The organism is Ruegeria sp. CG4 (assembly GCF_056537185.1).
This window is the reverse complement of the sequence record NZ_JBQFRB010000003.1, coordinates 542,115-563,882: the sequence shown is the minus strand read 5'-3', so window position 1 is coordinate 563,882 and position 21,768 is coordinate 542,115. Positions and strand designations below refer to the sequence as shown.

Below are 21,768 nucleotides of genomic sequence, written 5' to 3'. Positions count from 1 at the left end.
GGCAGGCGTTATTTGAAGCGGTAGTTGATCCGACCCTTGGTCAGATCATAAGGGGTCATTTCGACCTGAACCTTGTCGCCGGCCAGAACACGGATGCGGTTCTTGCGCATCTTGCCTGCCGTATGTGCGATGATCTCATGGCCGTTTTCCAGCTCGACCCGAAACGTCGCATTAGGCAGGAGTTCCTTCACGACACCGGGAAATTCGAGCGTATCTTCCTTGGCCATGTTGTCTCCATCATTACGTTGCACCTGCAGAATCTACAGGGATGTGCGCTTAAATGAGCCTATTTCGGCCTTATTTCAAGGGCGGAATCATCTAAAGGCTGGATATTGTGACCGATTCGGCGCGAGGTGGCTGTTCGTCCCAGTGGGTTCTGTTCAGAACATGGCCATCGGCGCGAACCTCGGCAATGGCGGACAGATCGATATCCGCATAGGTCCAACCCGGTTGGTTCAAGGTGCCTTCGGCCAGCACTCCGGTCTGGGGAAAGCCCTTGTCGGGCGGGCCGAATATGCCACCTGTGCCGGTGTTCATGTCGACCGCCTCGGACCAATCGTTACGTCCAACCAGCGACGACATGACCGTAACACATTGATTTTCCAACGCTCTTGACATCGCACCGATGCGAACACGCCAATATCCCGACAGCGCCTCGGTGCAGGATGGCACCAGGATAAGATCGGCTTCGTTCAGGGCGCGACCCAGCAGGGGAAACTCGCTGTCATAGCAAATGAGGATACCGATTTTGCCAAGTGCGGTGTCGAAAAGCCTGAGCGGACCACCGGGGGCAATGTCCCAGATCTCACGCTCGAACCGGGTCATGATTTGCTTGTCCTGATGCGCGACACCACCGTCCGGCGCATAGAAAACGGCCCGGTTCACTGGGCGGCCCGAACCGTCAATCACCGGGGCCGATGCACCCAGAATGTATGTTTTGTACGTCTGCGCGAGGCAGGTGTGCAGGTTCTGCACGTCCTCCATCCGCCCGGACACCGCCTGGATCGAGCGTTCCAGATCACCGGCCACCCCGGCCCCGTCCAGCGTCGACAATTCCATCGCGCCGTATTCGGGAAAGACCAGCAGGTCGGCACCCTGCCCCGTGGCCTCGGCGACCCAGCGATCCAGCTTGTCCTCGTACTGGCTCCAACTGTCGAGCCAGTCGAGATCATATGCGGCAGTTGCGACTTTCATCGATGTGTCCCCGGTTCAAAGTTGCTGGGACATTAGATGCGGAGGTGGCGGACTGTACAGCGCAATTCCTTCGAATTGTCGAACTACGCAACCACTTTGAGCCGAGACAGGAAGGCAACGATTAGCGGTCACATCACCCGACCCCGCCATAGCGCGCTGTACTAAGGTGTCGGCCATTCCGAAAAGAACCCACTGGATGCCGGGTTCGGCCTCATGAGCTGGCGCGGCGTAGCAAATTAAACATTGGCTGCCTTCCTCGAAGGCATAGCGGCGATTTGGACGAGTAAGCTCAGCCTGAACAACTGGTCATTCACCGCGTTGACACGATGAATGGCTGTTTTGTCGGCAAGCGACCAAAGCGGCCTACAAATCCCTGATCCAGAATTGCAAAGGCTTCTGGGTCTCGCCCTTTTCCCCGATATCCTTCCACGAAAACTGCGCGATGACGCCGGGAAGCGGTGCGTATCCGCGCGCGCGCCAGAAGGCGTCGAGCGGCCGGTATGTTTCGGGGCGCCTCGGGTGGTCGGCAGGACGCTGGACGCCGCAAAACGCACATTTGGAAAACCCGTGGCTGCGGGCGTGGGCTTCGCGCAGGTCGAAGAACTTGTGGCCAACGCCCTGCCCGCGATAGTCGGGTAACAACACGGATTCCGCACAATAGAAGATGTCACCCAGATCCAGCCCGGTTCCGTCGAACGCCGCCGCGAAATCGTCGGCGTGGTCGGTCAGCGGTGCGCCGGTCGATGCGCCGATCAGGCGGTCGCCGTCGAAGGCGCCGACCATAATGGCGCGGTCGCTTTCGCGGTAGGATTGCAGATACTTCCGTTCGTAATCCAGATCGCCGTCATAGAGATAGGGCCAGGCGCGGAACACCTGGATCCGAAGCCGCGCCACATCATCCAGCGCGGCCTCCAGTGCCGCGCCGGTCAGGGTGCGGACTTCGCTCACCTCAGGCATTTGCGACCTGACGGGTCCAGTCGGCAAGATTGTAGAAGGTAGTAACGCGGGTGATTTTGCCGTCCTTGAGGTCAAAGAAGGATCCTGCGGGCAGGCGGTAGGTCTGGCCGCTGGCTTGCGGCAACCCGTCATCCGTTTCCAGATAGGTGCCGTTGACGATGAACTCGGCGGCGGCGCGGGTGCCGCCTTCGGCCTCGAAAACCACGATATCGGTCAGGTTCTCGCGGTAGCAGTGGTTCATATGAGCACAGAAGGCTGCGAACTTTTCCTTGCCCACACGGATCTGGCCTTCGTTCACGTGATGGGCCACATCATCGGACAAACAGGCCAGCATGCCGTCCACGTCACCGGCGTTGAAGGCTTCGAAATAGGTTTTGACGGTCGCGTTCATGATCTCTCCGTTGGTTCGCCCCAGCGATCTTTCAGATGCTGAATGATCTGATCGCGGGTCTGACGGTAGTGATGTAGCTTTTGTTCGCGTGTCTCGCCCAGTCCGGTAGGGTCCATTATTGGCCAATAATCGACATCGAGGTGAAAAACACGGGTCAGTTCCAGCGCCTTGCGTTGACTGGCAGGCGACAGCGCCACCACCAGATCGAAGGAACTGAGGTCATCGCCCCATTCTTCCATCTCGTCGAACGACCGAGAGCGGTGGCGCGACAGTTCGACATCGATCTCCTGACAGGCGGCAATGCAGAACCCGTCGATTTCCAGATCGTTATGCACGCCGGCAGACTGAACATAGGTGCCGGTGCCATAGAACTTCTTCATGATCCCTTCGGCCATGGGAGACCGGACCGCGTTGTGGTCGCAACAGAACAGGACCGACTGCGGCAACGGCTTCACGCGTCAGCCTCCGAAATGCAACACGCAGATCAGCGTGAACAGGCGGCGGGCGGTATCGGTATCGATGTCGGCCTTCCCTTCCAGCCGTTCCTGCAGCACGCGGCTGCCTTCGTTGTGGATACCCCGCCGGGCCATGTCGATGGTTTCGATCTGGCTGGGCGGCAGGGTCTTCACGGCATCGAAATAGCTTTCGCAGATCTGGAAGTAATCCTTGACCACTTGCCGGAACGGCCCCAGCGACAGGTGAAACTCGGCCGCCTTTTCGCTGGCCTCGGTTTCGATGTCGAAAACCAGCCGTTTGTCGCGGATCGACAATTGCAGGTGATACGGGCCGTCAGGCACGGTACGACCGTCGCGCTGTGGCAGCGTAAAGGTGTTCTCTTCGAGCAGATCATAGATCGCGACCTTACGCTCCTGCTCGATCTCGGGGGTCGGCGGAGGCAGGTTTCGGTCGTCCAGTTCGATATGCGAAATGCGGGTCATAGATCATTTGGTCCGTTCAGGTCTGGCCAGACTTATCGTAAGAGTTCTGAATGGGCAATGCGTGGGTTCGGATGCTGCGGGCCCTGTCACAAAGGGTGGTCCGAGGGGTCGATTCCGTGCTTGCGCAGCAGCGTGTCGACCAGTGATCCCGGATTGATCGGGCGCCCCGAGAAGATCCTGCGGAACCACGATCCAAAGAAATGGACCGACATCTGCTGCTGCCAGTTCAGGGCGTCCAGTTTGGACAGGTCCGGTTCGTTCCACAGCGACCGGTGGCGCAGCGGGATCGGGTAGAGCAGCGTACGGGGAGCGCTCATCTCGTGTTCGGGTGTTTGGAAGATGTAGTGGAACAGCATGGGCGGGCCGAAGCTGAAGATGGGCAGGCTCCAATGCGTGGATTTGCCGTAGAGTTCCAGGTAAGTGGTCTTTTGCTGATCGCTCCACCAGGGCGGAACCAGATCGCTGTCGAAAGCGAATTCGCACATGTTCCGCAAGGCCGGGCTGTCGCCGGGCAAGGCCAGCACGCCGTTCATGATGCGGCGGGTTTTGCGGTTGGCCTTGGGGAACAGGTAGCCGCTTTGGGTTTCAAACGGGCGCAGGGCGTAGGCGTCGGTGTCAGCCCAGATGTAATCTGTCTGCTCCAGCAGTTTCAGTCGGAACAGATCGGCATGCACGGCCGCCGACCGGGTGACGGGGTCACGGATAATCTCGGGGGTATCGAATATCTCGCGCGCGTCACGGGCTTCGATATAGTCCGGAATGTCCCGCAGATCGCCGTAATGATAGACGATCGGCGTCTGATCCACGTCGGCGAAGGATTTCAGGCACAAATGTTCCAGAAAGCTGAACCGTTCTCCGATCCAAAGGGTCGCCACACGTTCCAATAGACTGATCCTTGCTGGTCGGTGAACGGTTTAGCGATCAATCGAGCGCCCCGGAACCCGTCCCCGGCCAGGGTCGGGTCGGCTGTGGCCCGCAGGCCATAGCTTTACCCGTTTAGCCGCCTGAGGCGGGCCGTGACGGACAGCCCGTGCGCCTCAAGGCTTTCCGATGTGGCCAATTGCTCGGCGGCGGGTCCGATCGCGCGCAGGGCTTCGGGCGTCATGTGGCTGAGCGTGGTGCGCTTGAGGAAATCCATAACACTGAGGCCCGAGGAAAACCGGGCGGAACGCGCGGTCGGCAGCACGTGGTTGGGGCCGCCGACATAATCGCCAATGGCCTCAGGCGTGTATTGGCCAAGGAAAATGGCACCTGCGTGAACGGTCTTCGCGCTCAGCGCCACCGGGTCGGCCACGCAAAGCTCAAGATGTTCGGGGGCGATGCGATTTGACAGCGCGGCAGCCTGTTCCAGATCGCGCACGGTAATGACGGCGCCGAAATCGCGCCAGCTGGCCCCGGCAATCGCGCGGCGCTGCAAGGTCTGGAGGCGCTTTTCGACCGCCTGCGCGACCGCCTGCCCGAATGCGGCGTCGTCGGTGATAAGGATCGACTGCGCGCTTTCGTCATGTTCGGCCTGGCTGAGGAGGTCCAGCGCGATCCAGTCGGGGTCATTGTCCTTGTCGGCGATCACCAGAATCTCGGACGGGCCCGCGATCATGTCGATGCCGACCTTGCCAAAGACCCGGCGCTTGGCTGCCGCGACAAAAGCATTGCCCGGACCGGTGATCTTGTCCACGGGCGCGATGGTCTTTGTCCCGTAGGCCAACGCGGCAATCGCCTGTGCACCGCCGATGCGATACACCTCGTCCACACCGGATAGTTGTGCGGCCAGCAGGACCAGCGGGTTCACCTGCCCGTCCGGTGTCGGCACCACGATGGCTAGACGTTCAACCCCGGCGACCTTGGCGGGAATGGCGTTCATCAGAACGGAAGAGGGATAGGACGCAAGCCCGCCCGGCACGTAGAGCCCCGCCGCCGAAACCGCCGTCCAGCGCCAACCCAGCGTCGCCCCGGCCTCATCGGTCCAATTTTCGGCCTGCGGCAGCTGTTTTTCGTGATAGGCACGGATGCGATCCGCCGCCAGTTCCAGCGCCGCGCGGTCGTCGGCCGAAACCTGTGCAACCGCTGCTGAGATTTCAGCCGCAGAAAAGGCCATGGTTTCCGGTGTCAGATCCAGCCGGTCAAACCTTGAGGTCAGCTCGATCACCGCCGCATCGCCCCGGGTGCGCACATCGTCGATGATCTGCGCAACCACCGCATCCACATCGGGACTGTCCTCGCGTTTGGCGGACAACAGTGTCTGAAAGGCGCTTTCGAAGTCGGGCGCGGTCGTATCGAGGAAAACGGGCATGATCTGGCACTCCGGACGTTTGACGCGGGACATATCGCCGGGAGGGGCGGGCCTCAACCCTCAGTCGCCTGGGTGCAGCGATTTGCGCATGGCAAAGCAGGACAGATCCATGCGGTCGCAACACTGCCCGGTGGCCTGCCAGCCGTGGCGCAGATAGAAATCTTGCGCGGTTTGCGTTGCCTCAAGTCGGGCATCGGAACATCCCGCAGCGATCAGTTCCTGTTCCATGCGGTTCAACAATGCCGAACCAAGACCACAGCCGATATGATCCGGATCGATGTAAAGCAGAGTGATCTCTCCGGTTTCAAACAAACCGCCGACAGCAGCCACCTGCCCGGCCCGCTCGGCCAGCCAGATCTGCGAACCGGGTTTGATCCAGCCCCGGATCGTGGCCGGGTCCTTGTTTTCCGTCCATTGCGCAATGGCCCGGGGGTCGTTCTGATGATCTGCCGTGCAAAGCTGGGTGATCGACCGGATCAGAACCCGGCTGATGTCGAACACGTCGAAAACGGTAGCGCGGCGCAGAATGACACTTTTAGGCGCGGCGGAAAACGCCTGAGATATGCCGCGCTTGTTCTGCATCTATTCGGGGTGGTGCGGGGCATGCCCGGACGGGGCCCGGTAAGGGCGCGTGACGTCCTTTAGCGTGGCATCCAGCGCCTCGACCGTCAGACGGATTGCACCGTCCCCGGCCAGCGTCAGCAACACCTGACCCGCGCCTTCTTCGCCCGGTTCAAAATCGACCGACAGCAGTGACATCACCGTATCCTTTTCGCTGCGGTCGACACCCTGGCTGGCAACAGACAGGACCGAGTCGAACACCAGCACGGATTGCACGCGCTCAAACGGGCGGCCCCGGCGGTCGGCTGCGTCCTTGTCTTCCCAGCGGAAGCGGTTGAGCAGCAGGCCAAAGCGGCGCTGCGAAGGTTGCCATTTCATCTCGGTCACAGGGAAAACCGCGTCCTGTGCAAGGGTCGAGATCACCTGCAGGTCATCGCCGTCCTCGGCCCCCAGATTCAGCGGCGCCTCGCGCCCGTCTTCGAAACTTGCGTCTGTCATTCGCCCTTGATCCGTTCAATCTTTGCGCCCACGCCTTCCAGCTTGCGCACCACATGTTCATATCCGCGGTCCAGATGATAGACCCGGCTGACCGTTGTTTCGCCTTCCGCCGCCATTCCGGCAAGGATCAGCGACACCGAGGCCCGCAGGTCCGTCGCCATGACCGGCGCCCCTTTGAGCTTTTCAACACCAGTGACGGTCGCCGTGCCGCCATGCACCTCGATATGCGCGCCCATGCGGACCAGTTCGGGGGCGTGCATGAAACGGTTCTCGAAAATCCGCTCTTCCAGGACAGAGGTACCTTCGGCCGTGCACATCAGCGCCATCATCTGCGCCTGCAGGTCGGTGGGAAAGCCCGGGAAAGGTTCCGTGACGACGTCCACGGCGCTGACGCGGCCATTCTTGCGCGCGACCTTCAAGCCCTTTTCGGTCTCACTCACGTTGATGCCGGCCGCATCCAGCTTGGCCGCGAAGGATTCGACCAGAGACATCCGGCCGCCCAGCAACTCAACCTCGCCACCGCAGATCGCGGGGGCCAACATGTAGGTGCCCAGTTCAATCCGGTCGGTCACCACCTGATGCGTCGCGCCATGCAGCCGGTCGACACCCTGAATTTCGATGGTCGACGTGCCCTCACCCGAGATTTGCGCGCCCATCTTGCGCAGGCATTCGACCAGATCGACGATTTCAGGCTCTCGGGCTGCGTTTTTCAGGACCGTGGTGCCCTTGGCCAGCGTCGCGGCCATGACGATGTTTTCAGTCGCCCCGACCGAGGCGAACCGCATCTCGTGCACGGCGCCCTTCAGGCCGCCCGGCGCGCTGGCGTGCAGGTAACCGTCTTTCAGCGCGATCTCGGCGCCCAGCGCTTCTAGCCCTTCAACGTGCAGATCCATGGGCCGCGCACCGATCGCGCAGCCGCCGGGCAGCGACACGACCGCCTCGCCAAAGCGGGCCAGCAACGGGCCAAGCACCAGGTTCGAGGCGCGCATCTTACGCACGATATCGTAGTCGGCGACATGACTGGTCAGGGTGTGACTGGACATCGCGATCACCTGACCGTCCTGCAGCGCGGACACCTCGGCCCCCAGCGACTGCAGCAGCGTGGTCATGGTCTTGATGTCGCTCAACCGCGGTGCGTTGGTCAGCGTAAGCGGTTCTTCGCTCAGCAAGGTTGCGGGCATCAGCGTCAGACACGCGTTTTTGGCCCCCGCAATCGGTATCTGACCTTTGAGAGGGCCGTTGCCCGTCACCAGAATCGAATCCATCTGCTCTTATCCCTCTTCCTTGTCGGCCTTGTCATCGGATGCCGCACGCGCCTTGGCCTGCGCCTTGCGCCGCGCCATATTCGCCTTGAGCGCCGCTTTCAGTCGCTCTTCCCGCGCGTCCCCGGAATTGCCGCGTTTTTTGGGTGATTTGTTGTCTGCCATGACCTTTCTCTACAGGAGGCGAAAAAAACCGTCCAGACACCCTTGCGCAGCGTTTCGTTTGAGTCTAATCACCCGCCCACAGCGCTGCTGTAGCTCAGAGGTAGAGCACTCCCTTGGTAAGGGAGAGGTCGAGAGTTCAATTCTCTCCAGCAGCACCATAACTTCCTGATAATAATTAAAAATTAGGCTTCTCCCAAACAGTCAAACCGCAAGAAAGCACTGCAAAGTGCTGCATTCGCCGGCAAGATTGTTTCTGCAACGTGCAAAATGCGTGCAAACGCGGTGCAGCCAATAAGCGTCATTTCGAGAGGGGAATCTGTAATTTGCGGCGCTTCCAGAAAATGGAGAGTGCTCAAGATAGCAGAAATCCTTTAAGCAGGCGTTTCGTTCGCCGCTTTGCTTCAAACGGCGTGCAGGCTCTGGACCTATTAAACGATCAGAATAAGCCGCCCGCCAATGGTGCTGCAACAACCAAGCTGACCTTCTTTGCTTCCGGCATTAGGGTTTATGTTGGCAAAGTCCGGTTATTCCACGGATTAGTCGGGGGTTAATCAGGAACGCATGGGCTGACGAGGTTTCTATTTCATGTTCAGGAAACAGCTTCACAGAAGCGATGGCAACAAAAGATCCGAGTGACTCATGGTTTTCTGGCTATAAGCCAGTAGGTTACGCCCAGCGCAAGACCGATTGCTGCGTAACCAAGAAAGTACTGAGGTTCCAAATTTTTGTCGTCTAGCGTGATGATTTTTCGAGCTACAGCCATCAAAGCTGTTGCGACAACAAGCTTGATGTGGATGACGTCGGCGGTCAAATATAGTGTAATATTTGTATAGATCTCTATCGCAATGAGAACGACCAGCACGGCGCTGAAAACCGTGAGAAGGTCACTGACTTCCAAGATGTAGACAGGCGGTTCCAGCAACTTTTGGTAGGTTGTGAAACCGGCGTCAATAATTGCCATCAGAATGATTCCGAGCATCAGCACCGACAATGCCCTGACACCGTGGCGGATCATGCGGTTGCACCACCGAACAATGGCATCTTCGTGATCGGGGTCTAGTTCCACATGTGCTGGGATGGGTTTGTTCTCTTCACCACTCACTGTAATCTCCAATTCCGACTTCATTCGCAAGCGTGAGAAATTTCATGGTGTTGCATCGCTCACTTCGGCTTGGACCGAGTTTTCCCATGAAACGCGTGTAGTCTTCCAGGCCGATCTTTAGGTCTTCAAAGCACTCTGTTGGGCTCTGTGAGTTCATTTTCTAATCGGGGCAAATGCCTCTTTTCGGGATAAGCGGTCGACGAGCCTCGGTTCATTGACGGCGGTTCTCCATTGTCACCGCGTCTGGTTGGATTTTTGAGCCCTCTCACTGCTATTCACTGCCAAACTTTCGTACTGAGTGTGTACACCTACCACGGACTTGACTGAATCTTGCGTTCAAATCGTACATTGCGTCTGAGGGGCCGCTTCACTCAAGACTGTTTTTGTAGATCACACCATCCTTCATGATAACCGAGAAGTTGGTCTCGGGATCGACCATCAGAGTGATATCCTCCACCGGGTTGCCATCCACCAGCACAAGATCGGCATAAGCCCCGGGTTCAATAACTCCGAGTTTGCCTTCGTGGTAAGGGTTTCGTGGCCCGGAGAGGGCAAGGAGTTCAGCGGTGTTGAATGTCGCTTGCTGCAAAACTTTCGCTCCTGACCACCATCTTCCGCGACGCTCGAACTCCAGATTCTGCATAGCAAGAAGCGCCGGTGAGCCAAATAGGTCGACCCCAAAGGCAATCGGCAGGTCGTACTTCTGGATGAGCGAGACGAAGGTCTCCACATTGTCTCGGACTGGTGCGCCCTTGGCGATGGTGTCCGGGTCTCCTCCTGCAAGCATCTCATCGTCTGGTGTGAAGATCAGGAACTGTGGATTGAGGATGGCACCCGCATCTCGAATTGCCGCGATGGTCGCTTCTTCCTTGATCAAATTGCCATGATCAATGCTTTTTACACCGCCGGCCAGCGCTCGCATAACCGACTCGTCTGAATATGCGTGCACCAGAACATAGGTATTCCAATCCTCGGCCGCATCCACCGCAGCACGGATCTCCTCGACTGAGTAATGCGTGGTATCCAGTGGGTCATAGGGGCTGGAGTTGCCACCTCCCAGGCTTAGCTTGATTTGGGTCGCCCCTAGCCGCAACGCCTCGCGGGTCATGGCACGAACTTCCGGCACACCGTCTGCGATGAATGACCACTGCGTCTCGAAAAAACTACGCTCGCCACGCTGCCTCGGGTGGGTTTCGTTGTACAAACGAAAGTCAAAATGCCCGGACGTCTGCCCTATGAAATGCCCGGAACAAAATATGCGCGGCCCAGGTATGATGCCTTCATCAATGGCCTGAGCAATACCGTAGCAAGGCCCTCCGGCGTCCCGCAGGGTCGTGAAGCCGCGCATCAGCATGGCCTCAGCCTCCCGCGTCGCCAACGCGCCGACATAGGTCCAATGCAGATTGTAGGCGAGTGCAATGGGACTGGCACCCAGCATGATGTGATTGTGCCCATCGATCAGACCGGGAACGAGCATGCGCCCGCCGCCGTCAATTACAGTTGCGCCTTCGGGTGGCAACTCAGTGGTCGAAACCTCGGCGATAAGGTTGCCCGTGACCCGGACGTTAGCATTTTCGATCACAGTTGCATTTCGACTGTCAAAAACATCGACGTTTAAAAAAAGAGTCGAAGACTGAGGGGTTTGCCCGATCGCAGGCGAAAAAGCGGTCACCGCGGTAAGTAGGCTCAATACATGTGCAAGCTTAATCAGCATTATTTCCCTATTTTCCAGTTCACAGAGCGCGAGTGTCCCCGTTCGCACACCATGATACACAGTTTTTCGATGAGCATTCAAAACTGGCCTGGAGTGCACCTGACATGCTGCTCCAGATCCGTCAGAGTTTCAGACCTGATCCTCCTTATTGTTGGTCAGCGTTTGTGGGATTGTTCATCAGCTCGGCGCAGTGCAACTTTTTCTGCTTTGCGGCGGTGAATATTCTCTAACTCGGCCCTGATCCATTCTACGGCGCCCCACAAACTCTGGGCAGGAATATCCCGGCAAAAGAAATTGAACTTACAGGCCAAATCTTCTTGCTCGTCCGAATTTTCCTTAGCCGATATAGCAGCAGTTGCCAGGCCTGTCAGAAAGCTTGGTGGCAGGTTCCAATTCTCTCCCACTGAGAGCCGCTCATAACCACCCTCAAAACTAATGCGCTTACTGAACTCACCTTCGTGCACGATGGGGTTGCTAGCCAATTTCCACACCGCTTCCGGCATCGTAAGGCCTTCAAATTTTGTGCCAATTACTCTAACGCGGAAGGCAAACTCCCAAACAATCTCCTCTTGATCAACGAGCAGCTTCTTGAACCTCGCACCGGGGCCTTTTGACGGGTATCGTTTTCTCGCCGTCGCATCCAACGCCTGGAAGATTGCTGTCGCCGCGTTCTCATAATCGCCGTCGGCGATGTCCCTTACTGCTCTTTTCAAACGCCTACCAATTCCACTCATGATTAATACCTACTTCGGCCTTCGCGCGCTCGACCCGGTCGCCTTGATAACCTGATCGCTAACCAATGGTCGGGCACCTCAGTGCCACGACTTCACGCACTTGCACCACAAAAGAGCTGCGCTTCGTTTCGGGAGATGGCCACAGCGAAACAATTGAAGCGACCTGCTGAAATCAAAAGCGAAATCTATCCGCCCCACACAGGAACACCTAATTGAAAGCGTATGTCGCGCCGATCAGCAGGCCGGACTGGCTGAAGTCAAAGTCGTTACCATTCACTTTGTGATCAAATGCAATATGGCGGTATCCGCCTCTGATCATCCATCGGTCGTTTATGGCATAATCCGCCGTCAACAAAATCTGCCAGGTCTCGCTGCCACTTCGGAACCCTCCGTAGTCCAGAAAGGCCGTACCGGACCAGCGATCAGAAATCGCGTAGCGGGCGCGGAGGCCTATGACGGGGTCTGTCCAACTGGCGTCTACGGTACTGGTCGTCCCAGGCAATGCCCCCGGGGACAGCGTGAATTCGGTTTCCGTGTTGAACCACCTGAACCCTCCTGCCAGATCCAGTTTCAAAGTTGGGTCTTCGTAGACGCGGTAACCAACGTAGCCGCTCAGGAACTGCGTCTTGAGGGACGTTTCCACGCCGGAGAACGCAGGCCCTGACAGGTCGTTGTCAATGGAAAGCTTGGTGTAGTTGTAATCAGTCAACAGGCTCCACCGGCCGTTACTGGCCGCGAAGGCACCCATGAAGGCGAGGTCCAGCTTGCTGAGCGCGTCCGAAAAACTGAGCGTTGCGTCGATGTTGCCGTTCGGGGAATCCAGTGACGTTTTGGTCTCTGGCATGAACAGATAAATCGTAGCTTCGTAGTTCCAGTCGCTCGACTGTGCCGCGACGGGAAGCGCGGAGACTGCCAGACTGAGGATCGCGGCTGTCCATGTGGGTAATCTGTTCATAAATTCCTCCTATCACATGCCGACTGCATGAACTTTCACAGCAGGGAGGGGCCAAAATCGCATTCTGGTATTCTTATGTGAATGATGGCGATGGCGGTGATCCGAGTCAAAAGGATTATCTGATCGTGCTTCGTTCAATCAGCATTTCAACCAATGGCTTATCTGGCGGGCTACTCTTTAACCTGCCTATCTGAGCGGACCCACGGTTGTGCTGAAGAAACGGAGAACCAAGAGGGACGTCTAGTGCCCGGAAAGATTCTCTCTGAGCGCTGAGGTTGAAGCTTCGAAAGCGGGATGTTTCGATCGGGCGCAAGCTGCAACCGGACGTCCGATGCCTGGCATATACACTTTGGCTTTGGGAAAGGGTTGAGGGGCTGGCATGAGTGAGGGGGTCTATTCGGCCAGCCCCCCGTGTAGTGTTGGACGGAGGTGTGTGTGTGGTTGCTCCGTTGTCTGAAAACTAACAAATCGAGCGGGGCTGCGGTATTGGGGGTTCCCCGTAGTTGGGCAATTTAATCCTTCCGACATAATTCAGACAGAGCGCGCGGCTAATCGGCAGATGTGGCGCGTCCTGGTGTGTTCTGCGATTGCTGGTGGGTACGAGTTTGGCGCGTCACACCACAGCACCCAGGGCGACATGACACCGCGTGACAAATTCGCGCGGAAGCCGGAATAGGTCACCCCTTGGGCGTTGGGCGGGTCGATGCAGATTGTGGTATTCTGAAGGCATCCACCGGCGGCATTGTATTGAGTCCGCTTGGGATCCGTTCTTGTTTCGGAGTGTCCTATGAAATTTATCAATTCTTCCACACTCATCCTTTGCGCCGCCCTTCTGCCGACATCTTGCAGCACCATTTTTCACACGGATTTCGAGAGCGGGACGCCCGGACAGTCGCCACTGTCCAACCCGCCAGGGCCACCCGCCGGCGACAGTATCAGTGTCGGATCAGAAGAGTTCTTCTTCGTATCCGCCGAAGACGCCATTGCCGGCGATCTTTCCCTGAGCATCCGAGAGCGGACACCTGCAACAGAGACGTCCGGCGACCATATCATTTTCCGGACGTCACCGATCAGCGACGAAACCGCGCCGATCTACATCACGTGGCAGGGGCAGATTCTGGATGATGGCGGAATGATCGTAGATAGCGGTGTCGTGGGGCGGTATGTCGGCCGGGTCGTTTTCAACAATGGCCAGATTTCCATGTTTGATACACCGGTGGGCAGCTACAGCATCGGCGACAGGCACACGGTTCTGATCTCGATGTTTCCGGACCACATGGTTTATCGCCTCACAGTCTTTGGTGACGCTTCATTGGAGGCGCCATTTGCCGAGGCGAACCTGCGCGACCTTGACGGCACCCCTGACAACGAAGGGTTCGTCGATGTTTCCGTCAGCGCCTCGGCAGATCAGAACAGGTTCTATGTCATGGATGACGTGACAGTGTCGCTGCGTGATCCAGGCGATTGATTAGGGGCATTCAACATTTTGCAGCGCCGGCGGCGGTGGATGGCCGGTCGCGGTTATTGCGCCGGATGAGAAGGCAAGTTGGGCATGGGCACCCAGCCCGGCAGATCATCCGGTGAAACCGACACGTGCAGATGTTCCGAGCGGTCCCGACCGACTTTGCGATGCTTGCGCAGAAGGAAGATCTTGCCCCAGCCCCTCCATGTCCCGACTGATCTGGCGGACGCATCGACCGGGAAACGCTCGCGCCAACCGCCCGGCAAGGGCAGACCATGCAGTTCTGCCTTGTCCAGCATCCAGATCAGGGAGATGTTGCTGAGTGGGCGCGCATCTTCAAAGCCGTTCAGTTGCCCGCCGACATCGCCATGGGTGCCGCGGAACCAGACCTGTTCGACATGGCCGCGGAACTCGGGCGTACATTTCCACAGGACCGGTTCGAACACTTCGCGCGTCTCATCCAGCGCCAGGGCGTGATAGCCGTGGCGGGTCGAGGGACCAAGCTTGTGGTGGTGAAAGGCATGCCGATCCTCGGCCCAACGCCACAGCATGGGCAGGCGCAGGCCCAGCGCCTTGACCGTATCCCAGACGCCAACCATTTCTATCGCAATTGCGTCATGGCAGAACTTGCGCCGGAAATCACCTGCCGCTGCTCCGCCTGGATTGCATTCATAATGGCGATAAGCCTGTTTGATGTTGCGTTCGGTGGCATGCTCGGCCTTTAGTAGGCCAATCATGTCGATGACACCGGCAAGACTACGCACACCGTACGCGCCACGGGAATATCCGATGAAGTAGATCCGGTCGCCGGGCTTGTACCGCGAGGCAAGATAGCCGTAGGCACGCCTGATCTGGCGATTGATGCCGCGCCCCATCATCACATCCAGCGAGGACTTCCAGCTTTCCCATTGCACACCGGATTCGTAAAAGACCGAGACTTGGCTGCCCATTTCCCGGCACAGGCGGTAGGTCTGACCGGCATGTGTCTCAAGGCCCGGCTCCAGCGTGGACATGGTGCCGTCCAGAATGATGACATGGCTGATTGGCTCGCGATGCAGCGCCTCGGCCGAGTGCTCGGAGCGAAGCGGCCGTCCGAGCCATCCCAGAACCTTTCTACTCAGCCGCGACAGAACCATGTGTCAGCATCTCCCATACTCTGTGAGGTGTGAAAGGCATGTCCGCCTGCCGTACCCCATGATCCCAGAGCGCATCCTGAACCGCGTTTGCAACAGCGGCCAGCGCGCCCACGGTCCCGGCCTCACCGCATCCTTTCATCCCCATCGGGTTGGAAGTTGACGGAACCGGCGCCGAGGTAAACTTAATCATGGGTATCCCGGCGGCACGGGGCAAGGCGTAATCCATCAACGAAGCCGTGAGCAGTTGCCCCTGCGCATCATGCACCACACGTTCGTTCAGTGCCTGGCCAATGCCCTGCACCACCCCGCCATGCACCTGCCCCTCGGCCAGCATCGGATTGATAAGGTTGCCGAAATCATCAACCACCGTATAGCGGTCGACCCAGGTTTCCCCGGTGAAAGAATCGATCACGACTTCGGCAACATGTGCGCCGTTGGGATAGCTGCGCGCTTCCAGATCGGCGCGTGCCGTGTGTTGCAACAGGTCGGTACGGCCATCGGCGCGGGCCATCTCGGCGGCCTCGATCAGGGTGGGTGTCAGGTTGGACCCCGGCGCCCGAAAGGTTTCGTGGTCAAAAATCACTTGGGTTTCCTCGACCCCCAGCTTACCGGCCAGATAAGGCGTGAATGCGGCGATCATGACGTCGATTGTGGCCAGCGTTGCCGTGTTTTGCACCGTCACCGAGCGGGATCCGCCCGTCCCGCCGCCATGCGCCAGACGGTCGGTATCGCCCTGGACCACCACGATGCGGTCCATTGGTATCCCGGCCTGATCCGACAGGAAGTGAGTGTAGGCCGTCTCGTGTCCCTGCCCATTCGATTGAGTGCCAACGCACATGTTCACCATTCCATCCTCGCGGAACTCGATCTTCGCGTTTTCGGAAGGGTCGCCCAGAATGCTTTCGATATAGTAACAAAGCCCCTGCCCCCGGATCAGGCCGCGTTCAGCATCGGCGGCCTTTCGGGCGGCAAAGCCTCGGGTCTGCTCGCCAGCGCGGCTGAGAACCATGTCGAAATCGCCGACGTCATAGGTTTCCCCTGTTGCGGTTTTGTAGGGGAAGTCCGCAGGTTTGATGAAGTTCCTGCGCCGCAGTTCCCACGGATCGACACCCAGTTCGCGCGCGGCGCGGTCCATGACCCGTTCGAGGACATAGATCGCCTCGGGCCGGCCCGCGCCGCGATAGGCGTCGACCTGCGTGGTGTTGGTGTAGAACCCTTCGACCCGCAGATATGTGGTCTGAACATCATAGACACCCATCAGCACCTTGCTGAACAGGCTGGTCTGGATGGCCTGCCCGAAATGACTGTTATGGGCGCCAAGGTTGACCTTGCTGTGGACCCGGTAAGCCGTGATCCTGAGATTGTCGTCGAAAGCCAGTTCGGCCAAAGAAGTCAGATCGCGGCCATGATGATCGGACAGCATCGCTTCGGATCGGTCGGACATCCAATGCACGGGTTGCCCCAGTTTCATGGCGCCAACGCAGACACAGAAATATTCGGGATAGGGCATCACCTTCATGCCAAACCCGCCACCCACATCCGGCGTGGTGACACGGATCGCCTCGGTTTCAAGCTTCAGTTTCTGCGCCAACTGCGCCCGCATCGCCCAGACACCCTGACCGCCATAGGCGAAGTGCAGCCGGCCGTCCGACCAGCTGGCCTGACAGCCGCGCGGCTCGATCGAGTTGATGATGACCCGGTTGTCCGCCACATTCAGCGCCACGGTATGGGCGGCGGACTGAAAGGCGGCTTCGGTCGCGGCTTCATCGCCCAGCCCCCAGTCAAAGGCGCGGTTGTCCGGGGCTTCGGGGTGCAGCGGCTCTCCGCCCGCATCCACATCCAGCTTGGCGGGCAGGTCATCGGTCTCCATCCAGATCAGCTCAACCGCGTCCTGCGCCTGAAGCTGCGTCTCGGCAATCACTGCAACAACGGGCTCACCCACAAAGCGCACACGGTCTTTGGCAAGCATGTGCCGCTGTGGCGCCGCGCCTTGCGATCCATCCCGGTTGGGCATGATCGCCGCGTTCATTACAGTGTCGATCCCGGTCGCGGCCAGATCGTCCAGCGTCATGACCAGGCGGACCCCATCCGCCTGCCGCGCAGCATCCAGATCCAGCGCTATGATCCGCGCATGCGCAACCGGGCTGCGGAAGAAGGCCGCATACATGGCATTGTCCGGCACGCCATCGTCCATGTAGCGCCCCTGCCCGGTCAGAAAGCGGTGATCTTCGGTCCGTTTGACCGGCTGGCTTTTGCCGAACTTTTCCATTGCTGTCCCTTTCAGGCTGCTGTGGCTGCGAGGTTAGCCCCCGCATATGCGATGTCCAGTCGATCGCGAAGAAATTCGATTTCCAGCGGCATCCCAATGGTATAGCGTCGGCGCCATGACCTGGACACATGACGCCGTATTCCCGTTCACCGCCCCGCTCAGCACCGGCACAGAAACCACGCATGACGTTTATGTCGGGGGCGAAGGTCCACCGATCATGATCCTGCAGGAACTGCCGGGGATCGGGCCGGAAACGCTGGAACTGGCGCAGCGGCTGAACGACTCGGGGTTCCGGGTGTATCTGCCGCACCTGTTCGGTACGTTCGGCAAAACTCAGACGGGCAGGAACTTTGCCCGGCTGTTCTGCGTCCGGCGCGAGATCAACATGTTCATGAAAGGGCGTCAAAGCCCGGTTGCGGGCTGGATGCGGGCGCTGGCGGGTCATATCCGGGATCAGGAAGGCAGCGCGGGCGTTGGTGTCATCGGCATGTGCCTGACCGGCAGCTTTGCACTGACCCTGATGGCCGACGATGCGGTTCTTGGCGGCGTGGCCAGCCAGCCCGCATTGCCGATCTTTGGCGGCGACAAGCTGCATATGAGCGCGCAGGACATTTCGGATGCACGTTTGGGCATGGCGCAAAAAGGCCCCGGTCTGGCCATGCGGTACGCCAAAGACAACCTGTCGCCCCAAAAACTAATGCGGTCGCTGAAAAACGCCTTTGGCGAGAACCTCGAAACGGTTGAGTATCCGGGCAAGGCCCATTCGCTGCTGACGCTGGATTTTCACGATCCAGCCTATCAGCGCGTTGATACCTATTTCAAAGACCGATTTGGGATGGCCGGTTAGCACAGACGCCCTTCCCCTTCCTGCGTGCATTCGCTATTGCAAGCGCTGACCCGATTTTGTTGACGCAGGACGCATCCCATGGCGATGGAAAAGACATTCAACGCGGCCGAAGCCGAGGCCCGCATCTACAAGGCCTGGGAACAGGCCGGAGCCTTCAAGGCAGGCGCGAACCGCTCGCGCGACGAAAGCTTTACCATCATGATCCCGCCGCCCAATGTCACGGGCGCGCTGCATGTGGGTCATGCGTTCAACAACACCCTTCAAGATATTCTGACCCGCTGGCACCGGATGCGCGGGTTCGACACGCTTTGGCAGCCCGGTCAGGACCACGCCGGCATCGCCACGCAGATGCAGGTTGAAAAGATGCTGGCCGCCACCCAGCAGCCGGGTCGCCGCGAGCTGGGGCGTGAAGCATTTCTGGACAAGGTCTGGGAATGGAAGGGCGAATATGGGGGCACGATCATCGAGCAGCTAAAGCGCCTGGGATCATCCTGCGACTGGTCGCGCAATGCCTTCACCATGGCAGGCGCGCCACGCGACCCGCGCACGGGGCACGAAAACTCTGCGAATTTTCACGACGCGGTGATCAAAGTCTTTGTCGACATGTACGAAAAGGGCCTGATCTATCGCGGCAAGCGGTTGGTCAACTGGGACCCGCATTTCGAGACCGCGATCTCGGACCTTGAGGTCGAGAACATCGAGGTCGCGGGTCATATGTGGCACTTCAAATACCCGCTCGCCGGTGGCGAGACATATGAGTATTTGGAAAAAGATGAAGATGGGAATGTGATCCTCCGGGAGGAGCGGGATTACATTTCAATCGCGACAACCCGGCCCGAGACCATGTTGGGCGACGGCGCGGTTGCGGTTCACCCCTCGGACGAGCGGTATGCACCCATCGTCGGCAAGCTCTGCGAAATCCCGGTCGGCCCGAAAGAGCACCGCCGCCAGATCCCGATCATCACCGACGATTACCCCGACCCCGATTTCGGCTCGGGCGCGGTCAAGATCACCGGTGCGCATGACTTCAACGACAACATGGTCGCCAAGCGCGGCGGGATTCCGATGTACCGCCTGATGGATACCAAAGGCGCGATGCGGGCCGATGGGGCTCCTTACGCCGAAGAGGCCGACAAGGCGCAGGAATATGCGCGCGGGCGTGCGTTTACCGAGAACGAGATCGACGCGATCAACCTGATCCCCGATCACCTGCGCGGGCTCGACCGGTTCGAGGCGCGCGCGAAAGTGGTGGAAGAGATCACCAACGACGGTCTGGCCGTCATGTGCCGCGCGGATGATCCGCGTCTGGGCTCGACGGCGCTGAAGCCCGAGCACGAAGGCGCGGACAAGCTGGTGCCGCTGGTCGAGAGCAAACCGATCATGCAGCCCTTCGGCGATCGCTCGAAAGTGGTCATCGAGCCGATGTTCACCGACCAGTGGTTCGTCGACGCCGCCAAGGTCGTTGGCCCCGCGCTGGATGCGGTCAAGGACGGCACGGTCAAGATCATCCCCGAGTCGGGCGAGAAGACCTATTACCACTGGCTGGAAAACATCGAGCCCTGGTGCATCTCGCGCCAGCTGTGGTGGGGGCATCAGATTCCGGTTTGGTATGGTCTCGATCTGTCCGCCGAAGACTTCTTTGACGACGAAAACGACGGCAACCTTGATCTGGTCGAGATGGGCCGTTTGCTGAACGAGGGCGGCATGCTGCACCGTGGCAACGTCATGGAATGTGCGTCCAGCCTTGAAGCGGTTACCGAGAAATTCCTGGATGACAATGCCAACATCCCCAGCCCGCTAAGCCACGCGACAGTTATCGAAGTCGCCGACAAACAGGAGGCGATTCATCAATTCGCCGAAAGCCTTGCACAATATGCAATCGAACAGGACCCGACCAAGCTGGTTTACCCGGTCTGGCGCGACCCTGACGTCCTGGACACCTGGTTCTCCTCCGGCCTCTGGCCCATCGGCACTCTGGGCTGGCCCGAGCAGACCGAGGAACTGGAACGCTACTTCCCCACGGACGTTCTGATCACCGGCTTCGACATCCTGTTCTTCTGGGTCGCCCGGATGATGATGATGCAACTGGCCGTGGTGAACGAAATCCCGTTCCACACCGTCTATCTGCACCAGCTCGTCCGCGACGAGAAGGGCAAGAAGATGTCCAAGACCACCGGCAACGTCATTGACCCGCTGGAAATCGTGGACGAATTCGGCGCCGACGCGCTGCGCTTTACCAACGCCTCGATGGCGGCGATTGGCGGCGTGCTGAAACTGTCTCGCGAGCGCATCACCGGCTATCGCAACTTCGGCACCAAACTGTGGAACGCCGTCCGCTTTGCCGAGATGAACGAGGTTTTCACCGACGCCGTGCCGCAACTGGACGTGGCAGACCTGAAACCCAAGGCCGCCGTAAACCGCTGGATCATCGGCGAAACCGCCCGCGTGCGCGAAGAGGTTGACGCGGCGCTGGAAAGCTACCGCTTCAACGACGCGGCCAACGGGCTTTATGCCTTTGTCTGGGGCAAGGTCTGCGACTGGTATGTGGAACTATCCAAACCGTTGCTGCAGGGTGATGATGCTGCGGCTCAGGCTGAAACCCGCACCACCATGCGCTGGGTTCTGGATCAGTGCATGGTCCTTCTGCACCCGATCATGCCCTTCATCACCGAGGAACTCTGGGGCCTGACAGGCAACCGCGCCAAGATGGTGGTCCACGCCGACTGGCCGACCTATGCCGCGGCCGACCTGATCGACGCGGATGCGGATCGTGAGATGAACTGGGTGATCTCGGTGATCGAAAACACCCGCTCGGCCCGCGCGCAGATGCGCGTTCCGGCGGGCCTCTATGTGCCGATGCTGGTGACCGAGATCGACGCCAACGGCCAAGCCGCTTGGGATCGAAATGAGGCGCTGATCAAGCGTCTGGCCCGCATTGACAGCCTGACCAAGGCGAATGAACTGCCCAAAGGCACCATCTCAATCGCCGCCCCCGGCGCGTCTTTCGGTCTTCCATTGGCGGATATCATCGATATCGGCGCGGAAAAGGAACGGCTTGAGAAAGCCAAGGGCAAGCTGGCCAAGGAACTGGGCGGCCTGCGTGGGCGCCTTAACAACCCCAAATTCGTGGCTTCGGCCCCGGAAGAAGTGGTTGAGGAAGCCAAAGCCAACCTCGCGGCCCGCGAAGAAGAAGAAGCAAAGCTGAACGAGGCCCTTGCCCGTCTGGCAGAAATCGCCTGATCTTCATCTTTTCACAAATACTCTAATCCCGAACCCCGCCACTTGTCGGCGGG

General features: G+C 59.0%; 21 protein-coding genes and 1 tRNA gene. 4 read left to right on the top strand and 18 right to left on the bottom strand.

Annotated features, from left to right (window positions below; genetic code table 11):
- Positions 1-8: 8 nt before the first annotated feature.
- From infA to ACR0J2_RS12135, 12 genes are all read right to left on the bottom strand, one after another.
- The gene (infA, locus tag ACR0J2_RS12190) at positions 9-227 is read right to left on the bottom strand and encodes a translation initiation factor IF-1 (protein WP_005978431.1); all 219 of its coding nucleotides are present in this window, start codon (positions 225-227) and stop codon (positions 9-11) included.
- A 91-nt stretch (positions 228-318) separates the two neighbouring features.
- Complete coding sequence (locus ACR0J2_RS12185) at positions 319-1,194, bottom strand: carbon-nitrogen hydrolase family protein (protein WP_480812706.1); 876 nt, start codon at positions 1,192-1,194, stop codon at positions 319-321.
- Positions 1,195-1,557: 363 nt separating this feature from the next.
- On the bottom strand, positions 1,558-2,151 hold the full coding sequence (locus ACR0J2_RS12180) for a GNAT family N-acetyltransferase (protein WP_480812705.1): 594 nt from the start codon (positions 2,149-2,151) through the stop codon (positions 1,558-1,560).
- On the bottom strand, positions 2,144-2,542 hold the full coding sequence (locus ACR0J2_RS12175) for a ketosteroid isomerase-related protein (RefSeq protein ID WP_480812704.1): 399 nt from the start codon (positions 2,540-2,542) through the stop codon (positions 2,144-2,146). The genes ACR0J2_RS12180 and ACR0J2_RS12175 overlap by 8 nt, the downstream gene beginning before the upstream one ends.
- On the bottom strand, positions 2,539-2,997 hold the full coding sequence (locus ACR0J2_RS12170) for an arsenate-mycothiol transferase ArsC (RefSeq protein ID WP_170619887.1): 459 nt from the start codon (positions 2,995-2,997) through the stop codon (positions 2,539-2,541). The genes ACR0J2_RS12175 and ACR0J2_RS12170 overlap by 4 nt, the downstream gene beginning before the upstream one ends.
- A 3-nt stretch (positions 2,998-3,000) precedes the next feature.
- The gene (locus ACR0J2_RS12165) at positions 3,001-3,480 is read right to left on the bottom strand and encodes a UPF0262 family protein (protein WP_170807803.1); all 480 of its coding nucleotides are present in this window, start codon (positions 3,478-3,480) and stop codon (positions 3,001-3,003) included.
- Positions 3,481-3,566: 86 nt separating this feature from the next.
- A complete protein-coding gene (locus ACR0J2_RS12160) occupies positions 3,567-4,355 on the bottom strand; it encodes a hypothetical protein (RefSeq protein WP_480812703.1) in 789 nt (262 codons plus the stop codon).
- 113 nt (positions 4,356-4,468) lie between these two features.
- Positions 4,469-5,770, bottom strand: a complete 1,302-nt coding sequence (gene hisD, locus ACR0J2_RS12155) for a histidinol dehydrogenase (RefSeq protein WP_480812702.1) — start codon at positions 5,768-5,770, stop codon at positions 4,469-4,471.
- Positions 5,771-5,830: 60 nt separating this feature from the next.
- Entirely contained in the window at positions 5,831-6,352 is a 522-nt protein-coding gene (locus ACR0J2_RS12150) for a GNAT family N-acetyltransferase (RefSeq protein WP_480812701.1), read from the bottom strand.
- Entirely contained in the window at positions 6,353-6,829 is a 477-nt protein-coding gene (locus ACR0J2_RS12145) for a DUF2948 family protein (RefSeq protein WP_480812700.1), read from the bottom strand.
- On the bottom strand, positions 6,826-8,094 hold the full coding sequence (gene murA / locus ACR0J2_RS12140; RefSeq protein WP_480527474.1) for a UDP-N-acetylglucosamine 1-carboxyvinyltransferase: 1,269 nt from the start codon (positions 8,092-8,094) through the stop codon (positions 6,826-6,828). Before murA ends, ACR0J2_RS12145 begins: the two co-directional genes overlap by 4 nt.
- Positions 8,095-8,100: 6 nt before the next feature.
- Positions 8,101-8,256 carry a hypothetical protein gene (locus ACR0J2_RS12135; RefSeq protein ID WP_170612387.1) on the bottom strand — a complete coding sequence of 52 codons (156 nt, stop codon included), beginning with the start codon at positions 8,254-8,256 and terminating at the stop codon, positions 8,101-8,103.
- 83 nt (positions 8,257-8,339) lie between these two features.
- Between ACR0J2_RS12135 and ACR0J2_RS12130 the strand changes: the two genes are divergently transcribed.
- Positions 8,340-8,414, top strand: a tRNA-Thr gene (locus ACR0J2_RS12130).
- A 479-nt stretch (positions 8,415-8,893) separates the two neighbouring features.
- Here the strand turns inward: ACR0J2_RS12130 and ACR0J2_RS12125 are convergent.
- From ACR0J2_RS12125 to ACR0J2_RS12110, 4 genes are all read right to left on the bottom strand, one after another.
- Positions 8,894-9,358: a phosphate-starvation-inducible PsiE family protein gene (locus ACR0J2_RS12125; RefSeq protein ID WP_321251590.1), complete on the bottom strand. Its 465-nt coding sequence runs from the start codon at positions 9,356-9,358 to the stop codon at positions 8,894-8,896.
- Between the two features lie 367 nt (positions 9,359-9,725).
- The gene (locus tag ACR0J2_RS12120; protein ID WP_480812699.1) at positions 9,726-11,072 is read right to left on the bottom strand and encodes a metal-dependent hydrolase family protein; all 1,347 of its coding nucleotides are present in this window, start codon (positions 11,070-11,072) and stop codon (positions 9,726-9,728) included.
- Between the two features lie 155 nt (positions 11,073-11,227).
- Positions 11,228-11,806, bottom strand: a complete 579-nt coding sequence (locus ACR0J2_RS12115; protein WP_480812698.1) for a hypothetical protein — start codon at positions 11,804-11,806, stop codon at positions 11,228-11,230.
- 208 nt (positions 11,807-12,014) lie between these two features.
- Positions 12,015-12,761, bottom strand: coding sequence for a porin family protein (locus ACR0J2_RS12110; RefSeq protein WP_480812697.1), 747 nt, complete (start codon positions 12,759-12,761; stop codon positions 12,015-12,017).
- Positions 12,762-13,548: 787 nt separating this feature from the next.
- On the opposite strand from ACR0J2_RS12110, the gene ACR0J2_RS12105 reads away from it, so the two are divergent.
- Positions 13,549-14,229: a hypothetical protein gene (locus ACR0J2_RS12105; RefSeq protein ID WP_480812696.1), complete on the top strand. Its 681-nt coding sequence runs from the start codon at positions 13,549-13,551 to the stop codon at positions 14,227-14,229.
- Between the two features lie 53 nt (positions 14,230-14,282).
- On the opposite strand, the gene ACR0J2_RS12100 is transcribed toward ACR0J2_RS12105, so the two are convergent.
- Both ACR0J2_RS12100 and ACR0J2_RS12095 read right to left on the bottom strand, forming a co-directional pair.
- Complete coding sequence (locus ACR0J2_RS12100; RefSeq protein WP_480812695.1) at positions 14,283-15,359, bottom strand: DUF2235 domain-containing protein; 1,077 nt, start codon at positions 15,357-15,359, stop codon at positions 14,283-14,285.
- On the bottom strand, positions 15,337-17,628 hold the full coding sequence (locus ACR0J2_RS12095) for a xanthine dehydrogenase family protein molybdopterin-binding subunit (protein WP_480812694.1): 2,292 nt from the start codon (positions 17,626-17,628) through the stop codon (positions 15,337-15,339). Before ACR0J2_RS12095 ends, ACR0J2_RS12100 begins: the two co-directional genes overlap by 23 nt.
- A gap of 115 nt (positions 17,629-17,743) precedes the next feature.
- Here ACR0J2_RS12095 and ACR0J2_RS12090 point away from each other — a divergent pair, with 115 nt between their 5' ends.
- Together ACR0J2_RS12090 and ACR0J2_RS12085 are read left to right on the top strand one after the other, a co-directional pair.
- On the top strand, positions 17,744-18,475 hold the full coding sequence (locus tag ACR0J2_RS12090) for a dienelactone hydrolase family protein (RefSeq protein ID WP_480812693.1): 732 nt from the start codon (positions 17,744-17,746) through the stop codon (positions 18,473-18,475).
- A 78-nt stretch (positions 18,476-18,553) separates the two neighbouring features.
- Complete coding sequence (locus ACR0J2_RS12085; protein ID WP_480812692.1) at positions 18,554-21,715, top strand: valine--tRNA ligase; 3,162 nt, start codon at positions 18,554-18,556, stop codon at positions 21,713-21,715.
- Positions 21,716-21,768 lie beyond the last annotated feature (53 nt).

Coding starts and splice junctions, on each gene's coding strand:
- ACR0J2_RS12085 (WP_480812692.1), top strand. CDS start 18,554: ATGGCGATGGAAAAGACATTCAACGCGGCCGAAGCCGAGGCCCGCATC.
- ACR0J2_RS12090 (WP_480812693.1), top strand. CDS start 17,744: ATGACCTGGACACATGACGCCGTATTCCCGTTCACCGCCCCGCTCAGC.
- ACR0J2_RS12120 (WP_480812699.1), bottom strand. CDS start 11,072: ATGCTGATTAAGCTTGCACATGTATTGAGCCTACTTACCGCGGTGACC.
- ACR0J2_RS12150 (WP_480812701.1), bottom strand. CDS start 6,352: ATGCAGAACAAGCGCGGCATATCTCAGGCGTTTTCCGCCGCGCCTAAA.
- ACR0J2_RS12115 (WP_480812698.1), bottom strand. CDS start 11,806: ATGAGTGGAATTGGTAGGCGTTTGAAAAGAGCAGTAAGGGACATCGCC.
- ACR0J2_RS12105 (WP_480812696.1), top strand. CDS start 13,549: ATGAAATTTATCAATTCTTCCACACTCATCCTTTGCGCCGCCCTTCTG.
- infA (WP_005978431.1), bottom strand. CDS start 227: ATGGCCAAGGAAGATACGCTCGAATTTCCCGGTGTCGTGAAGGAACTC.
- ACR0J2_RS12135 (WP_170612387.1), bottom strand. CDS start 8,256: ATGGCAGACAACAAATCACCCAAAAAACGCGGCAATTCCGGGGACGCG.
- hisD (WP_480812702.1), bottom strand. CDS start 5,770: ATGCCCGTTTTCCTCGATACGACCGCGCCCGACTTCGAAAGCGCCTTT.
- ACR0J2_RS12110 (WP_480812697.1), bottom strand. CDS start 12,761: ATGAACAGATTACCCACATGGACAGCCGCGATCCTCAGTCTGGCAGTC.
- ACR0J2_RS12145 (WP_480812700.1), bottom strand. CDS start 6,829: ATGACAGACGCAAGTTTCGAAGACGGGCGCGAGGCGCCGCTGAATCTG.
- murA (WP_480527474.1), bottom strand. CDS start 8,094: ATGGATTCGATTCTGGTGACGGGCAACGGCCCTCTCAAAGGTCAGATA.
- ACR0J2_RS12100 (WP_480812695.1), bottom strand. CDS start 15,359: ATGGTTCTGTCGCGGCTGAGTAGAAAGGTTCTGGGATGGCTCGGACGG.
- ACR0J2_RS12185 (WP_480812706.1), bottom strand. CDS start 1,194: ATGAAAGTCGCAACTGCCGCATATGATCTCGACTGGCTCGACAGTTGG.
- ACR0J2_RS12165 (WP_170807803.1), bottom strand. CDS start 3,480: ATGACCCGCATTTCGCATATCGAACTGGACGACCGAAACCTGCCTCCG.
- ACR0J2_RS12175 (WP_480812704.1), bottom strand. CDS start 2,542: ATGAACGCGACCGTCAAAACCTATTTCGAAGCCTTCAACGCCGGTGAC.
- ACR0J2_RS12095 (WP_480812694.1), bottom strand. CDS start 17,628: ATGGAAAAGTTCGGCAAAAGCCAGCCGGTCAAACGGACCGAAGATCAC.
- ACR0J2_RS12180 (WP_480812705.1), bottom strand. CDS start 2,151: ATGCCTGAGGTGAGCGAAGTCCGCACCCTGACCGGCGCGGCACTGGAG.